The 18,928-nt window shown below is 52.6% G+C and carries 17 protein-coding genes; 8 read left to right on the top strand and 9 right to left on the bottom strand.

The annotated features are described in order from the left end of the window. Window positions 1–36 precede the first annotated feature (36 nt). The gene (locus QZH36_RS21085; RefSeq protein WP_253461413.1) at window positions 37–606 is read left to right on the top strand and encodes a C40 family peptidase; all 570 of its coding nucleotides are present in this window, start codon (window positions 37–39) and stop codon (window positions 604–606) included. Here QZH36_RS21085 and QZH36_RS21080 read toward each other — a convergent pair. Further along, window positions 603–947, bottom strand: coding sequence for a hypothetical protein (locus tag QZH36_RS21080; RefSeq protein WP_301731057.1), 345 nt, complete (start codon window positions 945–947; stop codon window positions 603–605). The genes QZH36_RS21085 and QZH36_RS21080 overlap by 4 nt on opposite strands. Before the next feature lie 303 nt (window positions 948–1,250). On the opposite strand from QZH36_RS21080, the gene QZH36_RS21075 reads away from it, so the two are divergent. Together QZH36_RS21075 and QZH36_RS21070 are read left to right on the top strand one after the other, a co-directional pair. Beyond that, window positions 1,251–2,513 (top strand): YbiU family protein, encoded by a 1,263-nt coding sequence (locus QZH36_RS21075; RefSeq protein ID WP_301253018.1) that lies wholly within the window; start codon window positions 1,251–1,253, stop codon window positions 2,511–2,513. A 92-nt stretch (window positions 2,514–2,605) separates the two neighbouring features. After that, entirely contained in the window at window positions 2,606–3,355 is a 750-nt protein-coding gene (locus QZH36_RS21070; RefSeq protein WP_253461409.1) for a DeoR/GlpR family DNA-binding transcription regulator, read from the top strand. Between the two features lie 335 nt (window positions 3,356–3,690). Here the strand turns inward: QZH36_RS21070 and QZH36_RS21065 are convergent, their stop codons facing one another. Next, window positions 3,691–4,674, bottom strand: coding sequence for an Rpn family recombination-promoting nuclease/putative transposase (locus QZH36_RS21065; RefSeq protein ID WP_253461407.1), 984 nt, complete (start codon window positions 4,672–4,674; stop codon window positions 3,691–3,693). A gap of 353 nt (window positions 4,675–5,027) precedes the next feature. Continuing rightward, entirely contained in the window at window positions 5,028–6,053 is a 1,026-nt protein-coding gene (locus QZH36_RS21060; RefSeq protein WP_301731056.1) for a tyrosine-type recombinase/integrase, read from the bottom strand. Window positions 6,054–7,435: 1,382 nt separating this feature from the next. Here QZH36_RS21060 and QZH36_RS21055 point away from each other — a divergent pair. Together QZH36_RS21055 and QZH36_RS21050 are read left to right on the top strand one after the other, a co-directional pair. Beyond that, a complete protein-coding gene (locus QZH36_RS21055; RefSeq protein ID WP_301731054.1) occupies window positions 7,436–8,116 on the top strand; it encodes a haloacid dehalogenase type II in 681 nt (226 codons plus the stop codon). Window positions 8,117–8,777: 661 nt separating this feature from the next. Further along, window positions 8,778–10,289 carry a putative bifunctional diguanylate cyclase/phosphodiesterase gene (locus QZH36_RS21050; protein WP_301731053.1) on the top strand — a complete coding sequence of 504 codons (1,512 nt, stop codon included), beginning with the start codon at window positions 8,778–8,780 and terminating at the stop codon, window positions 10,287–10,289. Between the two features lie 240 nt (window positions 10,290–10,529). Here the strand turns inward: QZH36_RS21050 and QZH36_RS21045 are convergent, their stop codons facing one another. Both QZH36_RS21045 and QZH36_RS21040 read right to left on the bottom strand, forming a co-directional pair. Next, window positions 10,530–10,754 carry a hypothetical protein gene (locus tag QZH36_RS21045; RefSeq protein ID WP_301253013.1) on the bottom strand — a complete coding sequence of 75 codons (225 nt, stop codon included), beginning with the start codon at window positions 10,752–10,754 and terminating at the stop codon, window positions 10,530–10,532. A 426-nt stretch (window positions 10,755–11,180) separates the two neighbouring features. Continuing rightward, complete coding sequence (locus tag QZH36_RS21040) at window positions 11,181–12,092, bottom strand: LysR family transcriptional regulator (RefSeq protein ID WP_301731052.1); 912 nt, start codon at window positions 12,090–12,092, stop codon at window positions 11,181–11,183. A 94-nt stretch (window positions 12,093–12,186) separates the two neighbouring features. On the opposite strand from QZH36_RS21040, the gene QZH36_RS21035 reads away from it, so the two are divergent. Continuing rightward, window positions 12,187–12,675, top strand: a complete 489-nt coding sequence (locus QZH36_RS21035) for a GNAT family N-acetyltransferase (RefSeq protein ID WP_301253010.1) — start codon at window positions 12,187–12,189, stop codon at window positions 12,673–12,675. Window positions 12,676–12,846: 171 nt separating this feature from the next. Here QZH36_RS21035 and QZH36_RS21030 read toward each other — a convergent pair whose 3' ends face one another. Genes QZH36_RS21030 through QZH36_RS21015 form a run of 4 tightly spaced genes read right to left on the bottom strand, consistent with a single transcriptional unit; the run spans window position 12,847 to window position 17,626 of the window. Continuing rightward, window positions 12,847–13,668, bottom strand: a complete 822-nt coding sequence (locus QZH36_RS21030) for an alpha/beta fold hydrolase (protein ID WP_301253008.1) — start codon at window positions 13,666–13,668, stop codon at window positions 12,847–12,849. A 37-nt stretch (window positions 13,669–13,705) separates the two neighbouring features. After that, window positions 13,706–15,334: an MFS transporter gene (locus QZH36_RS21025; protein ID WP_301731050.1), complete on the bottom strand. Its 1,629-nt coding sequence runs from the start codon at window positions 15,332–15,334 to the stop codon at window positions 13,706–13,708. Beyond that, entirely contained in the window at window positions 15,321–15,746 is a 426-nt protein-coding gene (locus tag QZH36_RS21020) for a DoxX family protein (RefSeq protein WP_436830572.1), read from the bottom strand. Before QZH36_RS21020 ends, QZH36_RS21025 begins: the two co-directional genes overlap by 14 nt. 2 nt (window positions 15,747–15,748) lie before the next feature. Further along, entirely contained in the window at window positions 15,749–17,626 is a 1,878-nt protein-coding gene (locus QZH36_RS21015) for an amidohydrolase (protein ID WP_253461389.1), read from the bottom strand. A 303-nt stretch (window positions 17,627–17,929) separates the two neighbouring features. Between QZH36_RS21015 and QZH36_RS21010 the strand changes: the two genes are divergently transcribed. Further along, window positions 17,930–18,622: a hydrolase gene (locus QZH36_RS21010; protein ID WP_253461387.1), complete on the top strand. Its 693-nt coding sequence runs from the start codon at window positions 17,930–17,932 to the stop codon at window positions 18,620–18,622. A gap of 54 nt (window positions 18,623–18,676) precedes the next feature. Then, entirely contained in the window at window positions 18,677–18,928 is a 252-nt protein-coding gene (locus QZH36_RS21005; RefSeq protein WP_253461385.1) for a DUF1427 family protein, read from the top strand.

Genomic DNA, 18,928 nt, shown 5'->3' with positions numbered 1-18,928 from the left:
ATTCAGGGCTAAAATTCAGGAGCCGGACAGGAAAAGATGCCACCATTACTCCCCCTTCGCACGATAACGGTTTTGGCGCTGATGATTGTGGCGGGCTGTTCTTCCCATAAGCCCGATGAAGCGAACGATAATAGTCCCGATACCACCCATCGCGCTGGCGAACCCGATCTTATTCCGGTTATCGCGGCATTACATGACCAGATGTACGCATGGGAAGGGACGCCTTACCAGTGGGGCGGTACGGAACTCTCCGGCGTGGACTGTTCGGGCTTTGTCTGGCGAACCCTTAAAGACCGGTTCAATTTACCCATGAAGCGAGTCACCACCAGCCAGCTGATCCATATGGGAAAACGTATCCAGCCCGATCGTTTGCAGCCTGGCGACCTGGTCTTTTTCCGTATTAACCGGCAGATGCACGTAGGCTTTTATGATACGGACCGGCATTTCCTTCACGCTTCGGCCAGCCGTGGCGTAATGCGATCGTCACTGGATAACGTTTACTGGAAATCGGTATTTCTGGAAGCGCGCAGGTTGCCGAACGAACACGGTGCCCGGATATCATTTAATTATGATGAAGACGATAAGAACGTTCTGGCTAAAAATTAACGCCGGTTCTGGATTTGCAATATATAAGCCTTCGGGCCAGGAAAAATATTTACAGGATCATAGCGTGGGCTGCCAGGACCACGCTGTGACACAGATTTTTCCTGACAGACTTCTTTATGCTGAGCAGTACAAACCGTCGAAAATATTTGTTTAATCTTCTCCGCACCTGCTGATGTTACAGACAATGGCTCCCCCTCGCTCTCCCTCCCGGCTGAAGATCCTTTAAACCTCCGCGCCTTCCACTGGCTGTCATCTGACAACACCGCACTGGTAAGAGATAATAAATGGGCACCAGCCTGATAAGGAAATAATGGGTCAGTTTCCAGAACCAGACTTATCAACTGATGAATTTTCTTCGTAGCTTCCCCGATCCATGCTTATGACAGCGCGTTCATTTATGCCTCCGCTTACGGGCCTTTCGGCCGTGCACAACAGTGAAAAATGCTCTTAAAACACGGCCGATAACCCTTCTTTATTACTGACTACCCTTCATCCAAATGCCCTTGCGCTGTTTTTAAGCCCTTTAATGTGATCTTCATCAGACTTTCATTGTTAAACAGATGTTGAATACTGGTTCTTTATTGTGAATGAAGGTTATATTTGTTTCATTCGAAACAAAGATGGCGAAAGCAGCGGAGAGCACCATGGACACCAGCTTCACTTCAGTCGATCAACCAGAAGACGCTAAGCAAAATATACGCCTGATGAAAAAGGCGCTCAGGGAAGAAATTGGCGATGTGGAAGGATTATTCGAACAGGTAAGAGCGAAGATTGTCGGCGAGCTCAAGGCGGCACGTACCGAAGAACAGCAGCAGGGCTCCGCATGGCCGGAAGTCAGCCTGCAAGAGATTGCCGCAGGACGTGTTTCGGAAGAGACCAGGAATTATATTCGCCGCAGGGGGTGTGTGGTGGTCAGGCAAACTTTCAACCGTGAGCAGGCGCTGGGATGGGATAAATCGATGCTCGACTACCTGGACGCCAACGATTTCGATGGCGTGTACCAGGGGCCTGGCGACAACTTTTTTGGTAGCCTCGACGCTTCACGCCCTGAAATCTACCCTGTTTACTGGTCTCCGGCTCAGATGGAAGCGCGGCAGAGCGACGCCATGGCGCAAACTCAGGCTTTCCTGAACCGGCTCTGGAAATTCGAATCGGCAGGTATACGCTGGTTTGAGCCTGATGTGAACATCATCTATCCCGACCGCATACGACGTCGTCTGCCGGGCACAACCTCAAAAGGGCTGGGTGCGCATACAGATTCAGGCGCGCTGGAGCGGTGGTTGCTTCCTGCTTATCAAAAAGTGTTCCGCAAAATTTTCTCGAACCGTTTTAATGAATACGATCCGTGGGACGCAGCCTGGCGTACCGATGTTTATGAGTACCAGGCCGGCACCACAACAAAATGTTCGGCATTTCGTACCTTTCAGGGCTGGACGGCGCTTTCTGATATGCAGGTCGGGCAGGGGCTGCTGCATGTCGTGCCGGTACCCGAAGCAATGGCTTATTTGCTGTTGCGCCCGCTACTGAAAGATGTCCCGGAGGAGGAGCTGTGCGGCGTTGCGCCCGGGAAAGTGCTGCCGGTGTCGGAAAAATGGCATCCTGAACTGATTCAGGGATTGTGCTCAATACCTTCACTCCAGGCAGGGGATTCAGTCTGGTGGCATTGTGATGTTATTCATTCCGTTGCCCCGGTAGAAAATCAGCAGGGCTGGGGAAATGTAATGTATATCCCGGCCGCGCCTCTCTGTGACAAGAACGCCGTCTGCGCGGCCGCCGTTGCGCAGGCGCTGGCATCAGGCGAATCGCCCGCCGATTTTCCACAGGAAGATTATGAAGTCACCTGGAAAGGTCGCTTCACCTCTGAAAAGCTGAACGCGAACGGGCGCCGCAGTCTCGGACTGGAATGAGACCCTTGCCGACCCGCTTTCGGCGGATCGGCAGCATTTGTAGCGGCCTGTCTTTCTGGTAAGCTTGCTAAAAAAGCTTACCGGCAGGCACCATGAACGTACGTCATCAGAATATTATTCAGCTCGTCAGTGAACGCGGCAGCGTCAGCGTCAGCGAACTTTCTCAAATCACTGGTGTTTCCGAGGTAACGGTACGTCAGGATCTGAACGTGCTGGAAAAAGGCGGTTTTCTGCGTCGCGTGCACGGATCGGCCGTTGCGCCTGAAAGTGATGATGTGGGCGCAAGGATGCGCACCCGCTATGCCGTCAAGAAACGTCTCGCAGAGCATGCGGCTTCACTGGTGAATGCCGGAGAGGCGGTTTTCATTGAGGGAGGCAGTACCAACGCGCTGCTGGCCAGGGAGCTGAGTGAAAGACGGGACATTACCATTATTACGGTCAGCCACTATATTGCCGGATTGCTCAGGGAGACGGGTGGGGAGGTTATTATTCTTGGCGGCCTGTATCAAAAAAGCAGCGAATCCGTGGTAGGGCCGCTGACCCGACTTTGTATCCAGCACCTCAACTTCCATAAGGTCTTTATCGGCATAGATGGCTGGGACGCGTTGACCGGTTTTACCGGTCGTAATATGCTGCGCTGCGATGTCGTTAACGCCCTGATGGCTAAAAACACCCATACTATTGCGCTGACCGACTCGTCGAAATTTGGTCAGATCCATCCGTATCCGCTCGCCCCTGAACACCCTTTTAGTCACGTCATCACCGATACTGATTTACCCGATACCTGCAAAGAAATTCTTCAGGCGCAGGGGCTGCGTCTGGATATTATTGGTCCCGTCTGAGCCTGGGTTTATCGACAGGCAGCGCCGTTTTCTCTCGCGATATATTGCAACGCTATAAGAGGTTTAGTAAGGGCGGATTGGGCTATACAAACCTACGTGCCCGTTTGGATTTGGTCATTGGGAAAATCGGGTGCTGAAGGCAGGTATAGCATGCGGGATGTGTGGAATAATTTAAATCGAAAAGTGATTTCAGGTGCGGTTTCTGCATACTTTTCAATGCAATACGTCGGAGCCAGGTATAATAACGCGGCCTGGCGTATTGCACAGCCAGCCAACAGGGTACATTTTTTCGGCACCCGCAGCGATCGTAACCCTGGCCTAAGCACCTGCCACCATTAATGCCTGATCCGCGCCAGTTCTTCTTCGCCAAGACCGGTCATTTTCATCACGGTGTTACGATCGAGGCCGTTTTGCAGCATAGTGCGGGCTACTTCAAGCTTTCCTTCTAGCTTGCCTTCGAGCTTTCCTTCAAGCCTGCCTTCATATCTGCCTTCCTGTCGGCCGAGCTGAATACCTTCGGCCCGCCCTTTTTCAATGCCTTTCTGTTCAAGCTGTTGCGCGATGGTCATCAGTGCATCCTCATGTTTCGGCACCCGTTGTGCCAGTTCACGTACAAAGGCCTCTGCGTCTGAAGTTTCGCCTGCCTGTATAAGGTAGTTTATCAGCGATGCCAGCTGCTGTCCTGTAACATGTTCCTTCAGCAGAAGCGTCGCCAGCCGATCCAGCAGCTCGGCCAGATCGCGTTGGTGGATATGTTTTTGCAGCAGCGTCAGGGCCGCCATACTGCGGTGCTCCATGATCTCGTCGTCAGGTATAACCGTAACGTCGACGAGGGGGAAATGACCGCTATAGAGCTTTTCAGCCTGCACCGGATCGGCAAATTCATCCAGCCAGCGCGTGGAGTAAGGATAGGGGCTGCGCCGGCCGGTATAGAATAAAACCGGGATCACCAGCGGCAGCTTTTTATGACCGGCGTCCAGATGGCGCTGCATAGCCGCTATTGCATAGCGGAAAAGCCGGAAGGCCATGTGCTTGTCCGGTGTGGACTGATGCTCAATCAAAACATGCACATAGGCGTCACCTGCAGCTGTTTTCAGACTGTAAAGCACATCGCTAAAATAGGGGCGCAGATTTTCCTCAATAAAACTCCCGGACTCCAGTTTTAGCGTGTTGAAATCGCAAACGGCCTGCAGTTCTGACGGCAGATGCAGCTGCATAAAATCCCGCGCGGTATCGGGATGGGTCAGGAACTGTTTGAATGCCAGGTCGTGTGGCGTTGGAGAGGTTTTCTTTCCGCCCTTTGCTTTTTTATCAGACATAATTGTTTTTACTGCATGCGTGGTGAACGGACTGGCTGCACATTGACCGTAAAGCTTTCATCAGCCCCCTCCCTTATTTGATTGGAAAATCCCTGTTAATTAACCGGTTGTATAGTACAACCGCCTCCTGGCTGGTACAACAGCAGGCTTAAAAGGCGGTAGCTCAAACTCTTTGTCGGGCTGGGCCATCCACAGGGATTACTGTAAATAATCGACCGCTGGCATAAAACCATACTTTTCTGTGCACAGGCTATCCACTTTTTCTGTGGATAAAATGCCTGTCAGGATTGGACCGCTAACGGGCATTTTATGCGCCAGCGTTAGGGGGGCGGCGCAACTGCATAGCGGGCAAATCAGAGTTTCTTCTCCATTAAATCCACCATGGCTCCCTGATGAGCATCAACGTTACGGATATAGCGCATCAACGTTTCCGGTTTTTTCCAGGTTCCTTCCTGCATTATTTGCGCCACGGCATAGCCCTGTTTCGCCATATCCTGCGCTGCACCGACGCGGGCACTATGGCCGCTCCAGCCGCCATAGCGGTTTTTGTTCAGCTTCGCTGATTTTGAATGCCCTGACGTTCGCCAGGCATGGGCGAAAATAGTTTCAAAAGAGGGGGTGCTGAGCGGCCGCTCGGCGATCATTACCGCTTTATTAGAACGATGAACCGGACAGAACAGGAAAGCATCCGGTTCTGCGGCCAACCCCGCAGCCGCAATCCATTCCATCAGCCGCTGGGTAGAAAGATTGCTGAGTGCCTTAATCAGTCCGCCCGTCTGTACGATAGTTTTTGTCCAGGCCACATCAAGAATAATGCGTCCGTCATCGGCAAAGGTGACGTCGCGGACCCGAAGGCGGGAGAGTTCGCTGACGCGCAACAGTGTATTATACGCAACATGGAGGAAAGCCAGATTGCGTTTCTCCCTCAGTAAAGAGGAATTAAACCACAGGCTATCAAGCTTCATCAGGTCAGCGAGTCGGAAAGGGATCGCCTGACCGGTACGCTCGCCGCCTACGACAGCCACGCGGTTAATCTTTTTGATAGTACGGAAAACGATCGGCGAAGTGTTTGGTGGCGTCAATCCGGCGTTACGGTGTAACATCGAAATCAGTGAAGCATGAGTAGCAATCGTCGAAGAAGCTCGCCCTGTCAGCTGTAGGAAATTGAGATAATCGCGAAGATCGGCGTCAGTCATAGGCAAAAAGGTGCGTGCATTCTCCCTGGCCCAGCGATAGCAGACACGCATCACGCTAAGTAGCTGCCGCCAGGTATTGGATGAAAAGGCATCTTTGTCCTGCACAAACTCCTTTAGCCGTGCTGCAATATCTTCATCGGCGGTAAGGGCCGATACCATACCGTTGGCTATGATTTCACCCATTTTCGTCTGATAATCTCCTCAATTTTTTCCGATCGCGCTACGTGAATTCTGCATGAGTAAGAGGGGCTAATCCCCTAATAATTTACGTAGCGATGCCAGTTTACAGGCTGCATTTCAATCACGTATGCCGAGAGATACACAGTCGCTTTTTGCTGTGAACCCGCCTGGAAAAGCATACCTGCTTCCGGGCCTGATGTCCTGGCTTTATATAAGTCCCATTATATAAAGTCATTAATTTACGGCTGAAGGCGGCTGAAAGGTTAAAAATCACCCAAAGTGATAACGGTTGGTTAAAACAGGCGCTACAGCTGATAGCCTGTTGCCGTTAATGCCGGAGCCGGTTTTTTCCCACAATAGTCATTCGTTGGGCTAAAGCAGGATAGCCGTTGGTACAGAGGACTCATGATAAGGATGATTAAAAAATCTGATTTTTTCAGAATAAGCTTAGCTTTGATAAGGTAATGTATCGCTTTCCCAGTGCATATTATTATAAAGATGATGCCAGTTTGCATCGGTTGCTAAGTATAAAAAGGCTTCGCCATTATTTTTTGTGAACGATCTCAATTTTTGTGACATGATTATCATTCCATTCCCCTGTATACATGGGCCGGTTTTTATAAACAGGTATAGTCAGGTCGGCAATAAAATCGTCTTTTCTAAAAGCCACCCTTTAATTTTATTTTTTTAACTTTATAAAAAAAATAACATCATGAACTATTTGGTTTTTTATCTATGAAAATGAGATGTTGCTATCCTGATGTTGTTCTGCCACCATCAGAGTGAACGCGCTTTATTTAGTTACCTTTTGTATACGCTGGTGCCCGCCAGAATGCAGATTAACAGATTGATTATCCTGGCCGACAAAGTAATTATAGGTTTCAATTTCATGATTTGGATTTGAATGGAGATAATAGCGCTTTACCCTCTGCTCTTGATTCCATCATGCTGGCAATGCCGTTAACTAACGGATTTATAATCCCGTTATCTGTTAGCGCATTCCTGTAAACATCAACAGTCGGCGTTGCTTTTTTTGAGCAGCCGCTAACAGGTAAAATAAGAAATTTTAAATGCCTGAAAATAATAAATCTCTATGGTGATTTACATAAAATATTGTATTCAGGATATCCGGTTTTCTGAACAAACAGGAAAGGATAATCACGTCCATAGGTATTAACGCTTTCTTCGTTCAGATGTAATTTTCCAAATAAAAATAACTACAATATAATTTATAAACACATCCTTAATATATGTTTAGTGAAAATTGGAAGGGTGACTTATATTTTTAAGCGGAAAGAGTTCCCTGTTAACCGATACAATACTTCCAAAATGTTGCCATCACCCAATCTGCATCTACACTTAACCTTTAATCAGAGGGGGAAATAATGTGCAATAAGATAATAGTTTTTGATGTCAATGAAACGCTTCTGGATACAGGGGCGCTGAACCCCATTTTTGAAAGGGTATTTGGTGACGAACGAATTTTGCGCCAATGGTTCTCTGAATTAATCATTTACTCCCAGTCGCTTACTCTCAGCGGCAGTTACATGCCCTTTGGCGAGCTTGCTGTAGCCGTGTTGCAAATGGTGGCTGAGATAAGAGGTACCATACTTTCAGAGCAAGACATAAATGAATTCCGACAGCGTCTGGCGACGCTTCCTGCTCACCCGGATGCGTTGCCCGCGCTGGAAATGCTGCGGGCAGCCGGATTTCGTCTGGTGACGCTCACCAATTCATCCACTCAGGCTGGCCAGAAGGTGCTGGAACAATCGGGCCTTGCTCACTTTTTTGAAAAGCAGTTCTCGGTTGAAGAGGTCAAACGTTTCAAACCGGCCACGGAGAATTACACCAGCGTGGCACAGAGGCTCGGCGTGAATGCCGATTTGTTGCGGCTTGTCGCTGCGCATACCTGGGATATCCTGGGCGCAACAGCCTGCGGCTGGAAAGGTGCACTGGTTGCTCGTCCGGGCAATGCGGTATTACGCGTTGGCAAACAGCCTGATATTGTTGAAAAAGATCTTATCGCCGTTGCTCATCGCATCATCATTATTGATAGGCCAGAGTAAATGGCATTGGCCGCTTAAGCGTGGGATCCGTAATCTGGCCTGAAAATGGATTGCGGATTTCAGGGCCTGAACAAGAATTAAATATGCCCTTAGGTGAAGTAAGATAAGTTTTTCTAAAATCACCTGGTAATAGGGTGGCCTTTGCTTTTTATTTTATCGACATTTTAAAGGTAAATCTAAGCAGTCTCTTGAGTTATAAATCATAATCATTATAACTCTGTGCGGATTACATCAGCATATTTCTCCGATCGCCTTCTCGGGACCTGAAACAGAAACCGAAAAAGTCGTCGGTAGCGGTTATTTTTCTTCACGAAAATAGCCTGACTTTTTCTATGGCCGTTTCGCCTGATAAGGCAAATTTACAGCACCAATCTGCAATAGTGAATAAAATTTACCGACATGGCCTGTTAATTTGGCAAATTCTGCCGATATAGGATCGGGTTTCTTTTATCGCGCCTGGCAAAGGATGGGCAGGGCGTCTGCAACTTGCCAGAGGTAAATACTTATTCCAATAGATTTATTTCATTATAAATAACATGATTTCCGGCATGCTATCAATATTATGCGGAATTAAATTGCGTTTTTTAGTGATAACTACTGAATATTCAACTAATTATATTGCCGGGGTTCTCGGATGCACCTGAAACTTTTATGGTTAGCAATGCTTAATATTGTAACCATATTTTTGCTTTCCACCTTATGGGAGTACGGACTTGAGGCGCAGATTTCCGTGCTGCTCGGTCTGGGCTATAGCGCCGATTTTGAAACCAGCGAAAGGCTCAGGTTTATCCTGACGTCCTCTGCCTTTGCTCTGCTGGCCATGATCATTCCTGGCCTGCTGATCGGCAGGCTCATACGCAAAATGCTTGCCGCTGAAAAAAATGCTCTTCGGCTGGCCGATACCGATGAGCTGACCGGCGTGGGTAACCGGAGAGCATTCAGCGCTCGTATTGCCCAGCTTGAAGCGGTCGGGCAGCCTTATTTTCTGACATTACTCGACATCAACGACTTTAAAAGCATCAACGACCTGAACGGGCATCATCAGGGGGATGCCACGCTGATTTCTCTGGCAGGCCTGCTGGCAGAAGCTGCCGGCCCGGAAACCCATGTATTCCGCATCGGCGGTGATGAATTTGCTATGACTTCAGGGGGCGGGCAGCCTGAAGAGGCGGTCAGAACTGCTGCAACCCTCCGTCAGCGCGCTGCGGAGATCCGGACCGGGCCTGATACCATGTTGGGCCTGTCGGTAGGCGTAGCCTGCTCAACCTGTAGCGGAAGCTCTGGCGTGGTGCGGGCGGCGGACCTGGCCATGTACGAAGCTAAACGGGACAAAACGCTGCATCTGGTCCATTTCTCACCGGATATGGAGCAACGATTTCTCCAGAGGGAAAAGCTCGAGCACGACGTTACCGAGGCTATCAAAAGCCATACCATCGTCCCTTTTTTGCAGCCTATTGTCTCCCTGCAAACGGGCCGCATTACCGGATTCGAGATCCTGGCGCGCTGGATACCCGGCCCCGGTAAGGTTATTGCACCTGCGGTGTTTATTCCCGTAGTGGAAAAGCTGGGCCTGATGGACACTCTGACTGTTGAACTGCTGCAGGCCGTCGTTCGCATCACCCCAGGCTGGCCGGCAGGCCTGCATCTGTCTTTGAATATCACGCCGGAGCAGCTGCTCAACCCGGTGCTGACAGATCGCCTGTCCGGCATCATGCGGCAAGCGGCACTGGTACAGCTGGAGCTGGAGGTGACGGAGCAGAACGTGATGACCATTTCAGAAGAGGCCAGACGAGCTATTCGTGCCCTGCGGGACGACGGTATTGGCGTGGTGCTGGATGATTTCGGCACTGGTTACTCCAATATGTCGGTTCTGCTGGGCCTTGGTATTACCCGGATCAAGATTGACCGCTCGTTTATCTCCACCGTTGTGAGCGTTTCGCAGCAGCAAAAGGTAGTGGAAACTCTCCTGGCGCTGTGTCAGGAGCTGAAGGTAACGGTGACGGCAGAAGGAATCGAAGACGCTATCACTCTCGAGTGGCTGCAAAAACGACGCTGTGATTACGGCCAGGGCTATCTTTTCAGCCGCCCCGTACCGGCAGATCGGGCTGCCGCTCTGCTTACCACAGCGAGTGTTCAGGCATGTTTTACCGATAAGCTGATATCTGCGCCATAAGACGCGCTTACCCCCAGAGCGGGCGGCCTTTTCCCTGACGCCCTGGTTCGAAAAGAAGGCGGTCTGGCTGCTGTGTCAAAGCAACTCTGACAGATAGCCGTCAGCATTAGCTAACTACGCGTCGGTTCGGATGTCATTGGCATTACCCGTTGCCTGAAAGCGACGGATAATGCCACTGCTGTGGCGCGGTTGTTATGCGATCGCCGCCGAATGGCGAAAAACATCTGATCGGCCTGGCTGTTATTTCTGCTCCTGCTTGCTGTTTGCCTCTTTTTCTTTTTCTTTCTTTTTAGCCATATGATGGCCAACCGCACAGCCTGCTGCTGCACCAGCTACGCCATGATGGGCAACGTGGCCTGCCACGCCTCCGGCAGCGGCTCCTTTCAGGCACCCTTTTGCATCAGCCTGTGAACTCATAACCAAAAGCATTCCGGCAGTGATGGCGATTACAGATAATTTTTTCATAATATTTTTCCTGGAGTAAGTGGAGGAAGCCTGAACGCTTCTGAGCATAGTCAATCCGCGCACGCCGCGTCGTCAAAATGCATAAATCTAAAACTTGCTTACCTGCCGTTACGCTTTTGCGCAGCAAACAAAACCGGATTGACGTTGTTTTATGCGCATGGCTTAATTATTCGTCTATCTGCGTAGAAAACCCGGGTGCCCTCTAAATAAAGAGAAGCAAAAAAAAACGGCCGGTGTTTTACGGTGGATAGTAATAAAAATCAGGCCGTTTTTCCTGTAATACACTATTCCCCAGGTTTATTGCTGGAATGAAAACCCTTACCTTGCTACTAACTCCGCCGCCTCGGGGAAAAAGATATCAGAGCAGGCTCTTAAAATTAAGTCAGGGTAATGCTAAACCATCAACCTCGTATGGAAGGTTTTAAGCTATTTTTTCTCTTTTATGCTTTGCAAAATAACTTTTTTAAGCCAGTCGGTAGATGATTTTTTACCGCTTCGTTTGTGAGAATATATTTTTACCGTAAAAGGAGGCGCATAAAAAGGTAAGGGAAAGGTTTTAATACTGGCCAGCTCGGCAATCTTGCTGGCTACAAAGGCAGGAATGGCCATCAACAGATCGCTCTCAGCAATAATATGTGGCGAAGCAAGCATCGATGGCGTTCTCAGGGAGATCCTGCGTTCCAGCCCCAGACGCGCGAGGTGTGCATCCAGTAAACCTTTTTTCTCATTCCACGGGGTGACCACTACGTGCCCTGCTGACAGGTACTCCTCCAGCGTCATGCTGGGTCGATTAATATTACTGATAACGACAAACTCATCGCTAAATAAATCAACCTCCTCTAAATCCTGATGTTTACCCTCATTCGCTTCGCTGAAACTCAACGCGAGGTCAATTTCGCCTGCCAGCAGTTCCTTTAGCGCTGGGTTATATGGCAAATGGCACAACTCGAAAGTAATGTCCGGCGCCATTTTTTCTGTTTCCTTCATTAACCCGGGAAATATGCAAAAGGCGGTGTAATCCGTCACGGCAATTCTGAACGTTTCCGTGCTTGCAAGCGGATCGAAGGGCTGTAACGGGCTGAGGTGTTGATTGAGCGTGGATAACGATCCCGCTATATAAGGCGCCAGCTGGCAGGCAAATACGCTGGGGCACATCTTATGCCCCTCACGATAAAATAGCGGGTCCTTGAGAAATTCACGCAGGCGCGTCAAAGCATGGCTCAGCGCTGAAGTGCTCATGGCAAGTTCAGCGGCGGCAAGCCTGACCGAGCGGTGTCGGTAAACAGCATCGAAAACCGGCAACAGGTTGAGATCAAGACGCCGTAGTACATGATGCATGAAATTCACCTGCCATTGATTTTATTGCACTTATTTCATCGAACAATACCGATTATCCTTGCAGGCAGCAAACTATATTGGTGAGAGAAAGTTTATGAGCGTTATTATTCGGCAGGCCGGTCCGGAAGATATGGATGCTATCTGTAATATGATAAATGGCTTATCCGTTTACCGCGAAAGCCCGCCGGAGGCTATGCCAGATGTTGACGAAATCCGAACGTTCCTGTTTTCTGCCGATACCGCAGCGGAGGCCTATCTCTGCGAGATTGAGGGGGATATTGCCGGCTATGCGGTTATCTCGTTGGGCTATTCAACCTGGCCAGGTCGCTACAGCCTTAACGTGGAAGACCTCTATTCGACTCCTGATTACCGGGGACGAGGCGCAGGAAAAGCCATGTTGCAGTATATCGCTCAGCTGGCCGTTAGCCGCCGCTGTAACCGGATCGAATGGAACGTTCTGGAGTGGGATAAGTCAGCCAAAGATTTCTACCGCAGTATTGATGCGCTTCCTCTGAGCGAATGGGTTCGATACCGGCTTGACGGCCCGGCCCTGGAGAGATTCGCTTCGCAGGAAGCTCTCTGAGCCAGCGCGAGGCCGACTTTGAACGTTATTGCAGGTGATTTCCTTCCGGATGTGCCGGTTTCCGACTGCAGGTCTGCAGCTGCCCGTGCAAGAGAAGCACGAAGCAAAAAACCGGCTGAAAAGCCGGTCTGTGCTCCTGTATAAGCCTAAAACCAAGGCCTTACGCTGTCCTTAAAGGGATTTCAGGAATGCCAGAAGATCCACGTTCAGCTGGTCGGAATGGGTGACCGCAAAGCCATGCGGCGCATTGTCATACACTTTCAGCTGCGCGCCTGTAATCATCTCCGCGGCAAGCTTGCCGGTTGATTCAAACGGCACCACCTGATCGTTACTGCCATGAATAACCAGCGCGGGCACGTCGATTTTCGCCATATCCGGACGGAAGTCGGTGGTGGAAAATGCCTTAACGCAGTCCAGCGTGCCCTTGAGCGAAGCCAGCAGCGCAATATTCAGCGTCTGGGTCAGTACGCCTTCTGAAACCGTCTGGCCGGCATTAGTGCCGTAAAACGGTACGGCAAAATCACTGATGAACTGCGCGCGATCCTGGCGCAATCCCGCCAGGATGCCGGCAAAAACGGACTGGTCGACGCCCTGCGGGAAATCATCGGACTTACCGAAGGCGGGCGTTACCGCGCCAAGCAGCACCAGGCCATCCACGCGCGCGGTGCCGTAGTTGTTGATATAACGCGCAACGTCGCCACCGCCCATCGAAAAGCCGACCAGCGTCACCTTCTGCAAATCAAGGCTGGTGATGAGCTCGTTGATATCCGAGGCGAAAGTATCGTAATCGTAGCCGGTCCACGGCTGATCCGAACGGCCAAAGCCGCGGCGATCGAAAGCGATGACGCGATAGCCGTTTTCAGCCAGAAAGTTCAGCTGGTTGTCCCACATATCCGCGTCCAGCGGCCAGCCGTGACTGAACAGCACCGGCTTACCCTTGCCCCAGTCTTTAAAGTAAATTTGCGTACCGTCAGCAGTTTTAATCGTGCTCATTGTCTTTTCCTTGCGATGTTGAATGAAAAAGCAGCGGTTATTCAGGCGCAATCAGATACCGTACAACGGGCGTCTGTTCGGCCTGGTGAAATGCGTAAACACGGCTCTGAATTTTGCGATCGTTCATGGTGTAGCGCTCAAGCTGCCGCAGTTGCTCCATCCAGGATCCGACCACAAAGGTTTCAACGAAAATGCCGGGCTGGAAGATATATTCATAAAGCGCCCAGTTTATGGCGCCGCCGCGACGGCGAACGCGCCTCATGTCCTGCATACAGACCGTAAACGCGTGCGCGTCTTCTGCGCGGATCTGATATTCGTAGCTCACCCTGACCGGCCCGCGATCGTGATGAATGTTCAGCGTCGGAACCGGCTCGCTGAGCTCGCTGACGTCCAGATTCAGATCCGGATCCTTATCCAGTCGCCAGCGCAGCACGGTAAGGCTGGCCAGCACCATCCCCAGCATTGCGGTGCACAGCGAAAGCGGAATGCCGTAGCGCGAAGCCAGCTGCCCCCAGACCGCGCTGCCCACGGTCATCGAGCCAAAGAACACGGTCAGATAAACAGCCAGCGCACGCGCTTTAACCCATCTTGCCGCACTGCGCTGCGCCCCCAGATTCAGGGTGGAGAGCACGGTGATCCAGGCAAAGCCGGTAAAGAACTCAAAGGCGTTGAGCAGCCAGAAATGGCGGATAAACGCCAGCGCCAGCAGGGTCATGGCAAACAGCAGGCTGGCCAGCACCATCAGCCGATCGGCGCTGAAATGCTTGCGCAGGCGAGGCAGCAGCACCGCCCCGCAGATGGCGCCTACGCCGATAAAGGCCAGCATAATGCCGTAGCCACCGGGTCCCAGACCGAGTTCGCGACGGGCAACCAGCGGCAGCAAAGCCCAACCGGCGCTGCCAAACACAAAAAACGCCACGGTGCGGACCAGCACGTTACGCAGCACCGGCGCAGCATGCACGTAGCGCAGGCCCGCGCGCACCGCCGAAAAGAAATGCTCCGGCGGCAGGCGCTGCACGTTGGGGGATTCTTTCCAGCGGTAAAGCACCCAGGCGACGCCCAGCACGGAGAGGGCGTTGAGCAGGAACACCATCCACGGCCCCGCAAAAGACAGGATCAGCCCGCCGAGCGCCGGGCCGATGGCGCGGCTGATGTTAATACCCAGCGAGTTCAGCGCGATAGCCGGCCCCAGCTCCGCCTTTTTCACCAGATCCGGCACGATGGCCTGAAAAGGCGGCGAACTCATGGCGGCGCCCATGCTCATCAGGAAGGCGGCGATCAGCAGCACCAGTGGGGTGACGTGCCCTGTAAACGAAAGCACTGTCAGACCCGCTGCCGCGATGAATACCCAGAGCTGAGAAAACAGCAGGTATTTACGGCGATCGATAATGTCGGCCAGCACGCCGGAAGGCAGCGCGAACAGGAACATAGGCAGGCTGCTTGCCGCCTGAACCAGCGCCACGCTCAGCGGATCGGCGCTGAGCGTCAGCATAGTCCAGTTGACGCCCACATCGTTCATCCATGAGCCAATATTGGAGACAACCGTGGCGAGCCACAGCATGCGAAACACCGGCTGACGCAGCGGCTGCCAGGGGGACGCGATCGCCGGAGCGGGAGCGATCTCCTCGCTCCCGGTCACATCGTTAATATCGTTAACCTGCGCCATAACGTACCTCTCTTCGCGTACCGCCACCGAGCCGCCACCGTCCCGGGCCGGTTATGGCCAGCGTGGTGAAGATAATCAACAGCAGCCAGCCAAACTGACCTTCCGCCATGCTCCAGTCAGGATGAACAAACACCATGGCGACCAGCAGCACGCCGATAACGGCCAGGCAGGCAGGGAGTGTGAATACGCCGGCCAGGATAAATAGCGGGCAAATCACTTCGGCAAAAATAGCCGGCAGCAGGCTCATATAAGGACCGAGGCCAAGGGGATCCTCGATACGCGTCAGTTCTTCGCTGAAATGGAATACCTTTGGCAGGCCGTGTACATACAGCAACAGCAGGCAGCCGGTAAGGCGCAGGAAGAACAGCCCCGCATCGATGCGGGGCGGCTGAGAAAATAAAGGTTTCATCATTATCAGAACGCAAAGCAGCTGCAGCCGAGCGCGCCCCAGAAGGCGTTTTCCTCGGATACCGGCAGGTTAGCGCCACGGGCGATGCCGTGCGAGTGGCTGTGCACGCCGCACGGGCCGCTGCACTGATGAGGCATCTGCTGCATTCCCACACGCGCTGTCGTGGCTGGCGGCGCGCTGCGATAGTGGCCCGGCACCTTTACCACCGGCGACCATTCGGGCAATACCGGTATCGACGGCGGCGCTTCGCTGCTGAAAGCGCCGGCAGCGTAAACGATTTTGCCATCGACTACGGTCAGTACCGACTCAATGCCCTTGATCTCTTCATCCGGCACGCTGAAGTAATCCTTGCTCAGTACCACCAGGTCGGCCAGCTGGCCGGCTTTGATCTGGCCTTTTTTATTCTGTTCGTTAGAAAACCAGGCGCTGCCCTGTGTCCACAACATTAATGCGGTGTCGCGATCCAGCCGGGCATTGACGTCATACATCTGCATCCCGCCCACGGTGCGGCCAGAGACCAGCCAGTAGAGCGCGGTCCAGGGGTTATAGCTGGCGACGCGCGTGGCGTCGGTGCCAAGACCGACCGGCACGCCGGTTTCCAGCATGCGCGCCACCGGCGGCGTATGCCGGGTAGCCTCAATGCCGTAACGTTCGGCAAAGTATTCTCCCTGGAACGCCATGCGATGCTGTACCGCGATACCGCCGCCCAGCTCCTTAATACGGTCAATATTGCGTTGGGTGACGGTTTCGGCATGGTCGAAGAACCAGTGCAGGCCATTAAACGGAATGTCGCGGTTGACCTTCTCGAAGACGTCCAGCATGCGGCCGATCGACTCGTCATAGGTGGCATGCAGGCGGAACGGCCAGCGGTGCTCCACCAGATGACGAACCACGCGCTCCAGCTCATCCTCCATGCCCGGCGCCAGATCCGGGCGCGGCTCCAGGAAGTCTTCGAAGTCGGCCGCAGAGAAAACCAGCATTTCACCCGCGCCGTTGTGGCGGAAATAGTCGCTGCCCTGGCCCGGCGTAAGCATGTCCGTCCACTTTTCAAAATCCTCCAGCTCGTGTCCCGGACGCTGAGTGAAAAGGTTATAGGCGATGCGAATGGTCATCTGCTGCTTCTCATGCAGCTCGGCGATCACTGCATAATCTTCCGGATAGTTCTGGAAACCGCCGCCCGCATCGATAGCGCTGGTGAGGCCAAGCCGGTTCAGCTCACGCATAAACTGGCGGGTTGAGTTTACCTGCTGCTCTAAAGGCAGCTTTGGCCCTTTTGCCAGCGTGGCGTAAAGGATCATGGCGTTAGGGCGGGCGATCAGCATCCCTGTCGGGTTACCGTTGCTGTCGCGTTGGATTTCACCGCCCGGCGGGTTCGGCGTCTCTTTGGTATAGCCCACGACTTTTAGCGCGGCGCGGTTGAGCAGCGCGCGGTCATACAGGTGCAGAACGAATACCGGCGTATCGGGCGCCGCTTCGTTAATTTCATCCAGCGTTGGCATGCGGCGCTCGGCAAACTGGAACTCGGTCCAGCCGCCTATTACGCGTACCCACTGAGGCGACGGCGTGCGCAGCGCCTGCTCTTTAAGCATACGAAGCGCGTCAAAAACGGAAGGCACGCCTTCCCAACGCAGCTCAAGGTTGTAGTTCAGGCCGCCGCGGATCAGGTGCAGATGCGAGTCGTTCAGGCCCGGCACGGCAACGTGGCCCTTCAGGTCGATGACTTTGGTGCCTTCGCAGTGATGCTGCATGACTTCCGCCAGGCTGCCTGCTTCCAGAAACTTACCGTCGCGGATGGCCACGGCATCGGCAACAGGATTTTCGCGATCGACGGTGTGAAATCGGCCGTTAGTGAGAATGACGTCGGCTTTACCAAGGGTAACCATAAAAGCTCCTGAATGAGAGTGCCGAAGCGGCGGTAACCACTGCGGACAGAGAATTTTCCTGCCGTAAAGCAGGCTGGTGGGATGGCAGGATTATGTTCAGGAGGCCATGAGAGCGTCTAGTTATACAAAGGGATAAGTATACGTTCGTATAGTTATACCTATAGATAATAGTTTGAAAATAAAAAGGTTCTTACACTGCGAGCAGACAGTTACCCGGCGTAAAGACGGCATTTGATAACGTTTTCAGGGCCGTTGATTAACCGCCGTATTTCCTTCGGAACACTCACCTCAATGGGCCAAAATATGACTAACCGTAAACTTGAAGTACTGACGCCGCAGAACTGCCAGATTATCTTTATCGACCAGCAGCCCCAGATGGCCTTTGGCGTCCAGTCAATCGATCGTCAGGTGCTGAAAAACAACGTCGTTGCGCTGGCTAAAGCGGCCAAAGTTTTCAACATTCCGACCGTACTGACCACCGTTGAGACCGAAAGCTTCTCCGGTCATACCTTCCCGGAACTGCTGGACGCGCTGCCGGGCCAGGACATTCTTGAGCGCACCTCAATGAACTCATGGGATGACCAGAAAGTTCGTGATGCGCTGGCGGCCAACGGCAAGCAGAAGATTGTGGTTTCCGGCCTGTGGACCGAAGTCTGTAACAACACTTTTGCGCTGTGCGCCATGCTGGAAGGCGATTACGAAATTTATATGGTGGCTGATGCCTCCGGCGGCACCACTAAAGAAGCGCACGACTATGCGATGCAGCGCATGATCCAGGCTGGCGTGATCCCGGTGACCTGGCAGCAGGTGATGCTGGAGTGGCAGCGTGACTGGGCGCACAAAGACACTTACAACGCCGTTATGGACATTGCCAAAGAGCATTCAGGCGCTTACGGCATCGGCGTCGACTACGCCTACACCATGGTGCACAAAGCGCCTTCTCGTCAGAAGAGCGAGCACCGTACCCTGGCGCCAGTACACGCACCGGTACGTTAATCGATCCGGCTGGCCCCTTACCGGGCTGGCCGGCTATCCTGGAAAGGAGGATCTGTGAGTCCTTTAATCATTTCTCTGGGCGCGGGCGCGCTGATCGGGCTGGTTTATTCGCTGCTCAAAGTCCGCTCTCCTGCTCCGCCTGCCGTGGCGCTTGTCGGGTTGTTGGGCATGGTCATCGGCAGCACGCTGGGCGGAAAGCTGCTGAACAATGTACCAATAGCCCGGGCACCCTCTGGCTTACACATCCAGGCCGTCACCGAGAAAAGCCCGGTATCGCCATCCCTTATCGCAAAACAGGCAGGCTGA

This window comes from Erwinia wuhanensis, assembly GCF_030484085.1.
Classification (GTDB): Bacteria; Pseudomonadota; Gammaproteobacteria; order Enterobacterales; family Enterobacteriaceae; genus Erwinia; species Erwinia aeris.
This window is presented reverse-complemented; position numbering and strand designations above follow the sequence as displayed.

Bases quoted from the DNA above. Each gene is read 5' to 3' on its own strand.
- QZH36_RS21085 (WP_253461413.1), top strand. From the start codon at position 37: ATGCCACCATTACTCCCCCTTCGCACGATAACGGTTTTGGCGCTGATG.
- QZH36_RS21075 (WP_301253018.1), top strand. From the start codon at position 1,251: ATGGACACCAGCTTCACTTCAGTCGATCAACCAGAAGACGCTAAGCAA.
- QZH36_RS21070 (WP_253461409.1), top strand. From the start codon at position 2,606: ATGAACGTACGTCATCAGAATATTATTCAGCTCGTCAGTGAACGCGGC.
- QZH36_RS21065 (WP_253461407.1), bottom strand. From the start codon at position 4,674: ATGTCTGATAAAAAAGCAAAGGGCGGAAAGAAAACCTCTCCAACGCCA.
- QZH36_RS21060 (WP_301731056.1), bottom strand. From the start codon at position 6,053: ATGGGTGAAATCATAGCCAACGGTATGGTATCGGCCCTTACCGCCGAT.
- QZH36_RS21055 (WP_301731054.1), top strand. From the start codon at position 7,436: ATGTGCAATAAGATAATAGTTTTTGATGTCAATGAAACGCTTCTGGAT.
- QZH36_RS21050 (WP_301731053.1), top strand. From the start codon at position 8,778: ATGCTTAATATTGTAACCATATTTTTGCTTTCCACCTTATGGGAGTAC.
- QZH36_RS21045 (WP_301253013.1), bottom strand. From the start codon at position 10,754: ATGAAAAAATTATCTGTAATCGCCATCACTGCCGGAATGCTTTTGGTT.
- QZH36_RS21040 (WP_301731052.1), bottom strand. From the start codon at position 12,092: ATGCATCATGTACTACGGCGTCTTGATCTCAACCTGTTGCCGGTTTTC.
- QZH36_RS21035 (WP_301253010.1), top strand. From the start codon at position 12,187: ATGAGCGTTATTATTCGGCAGGCCGGTCCGGAAGATATGGATGCTATC.
- QZH36_RS21030 (WP_301253008.1), bottom strand. From the start codon at position 13,668: ATGAGCACGATTAAAACTGCTGACGGTACGCAAATTTACTTTAAAGAC.
- QZH36_RS21025 (WP_301731050.1), bottom strand. From the start codon at position 15,334: ATGGCGCAGGTTAACGATATTAACGATGTGACCGGGAGCGAGGAGATC.
- QZH36_RS21020 (WP_436830572.1), bottom strand. From the start codon at position 15,746: ATGATGAAACCTTTATTTTCTCAGCCGCCCCGCATCGATGCGGGGCTG.
- QZH36_RS21015 (WP_253461389.1), bottom strand. From the start codon at position 17,626: ATGGTTACCCTTGGTAAAGCCGACGTCATTCTCACTAACGGCCGATTT.
- QZH36_RS21010 (WP_253461387.1), top strand. From the start codon at position 17,930: ATGACTAACCGTAAACTTGAAGTACTGACGCCGCAGAACTGCCAGATT.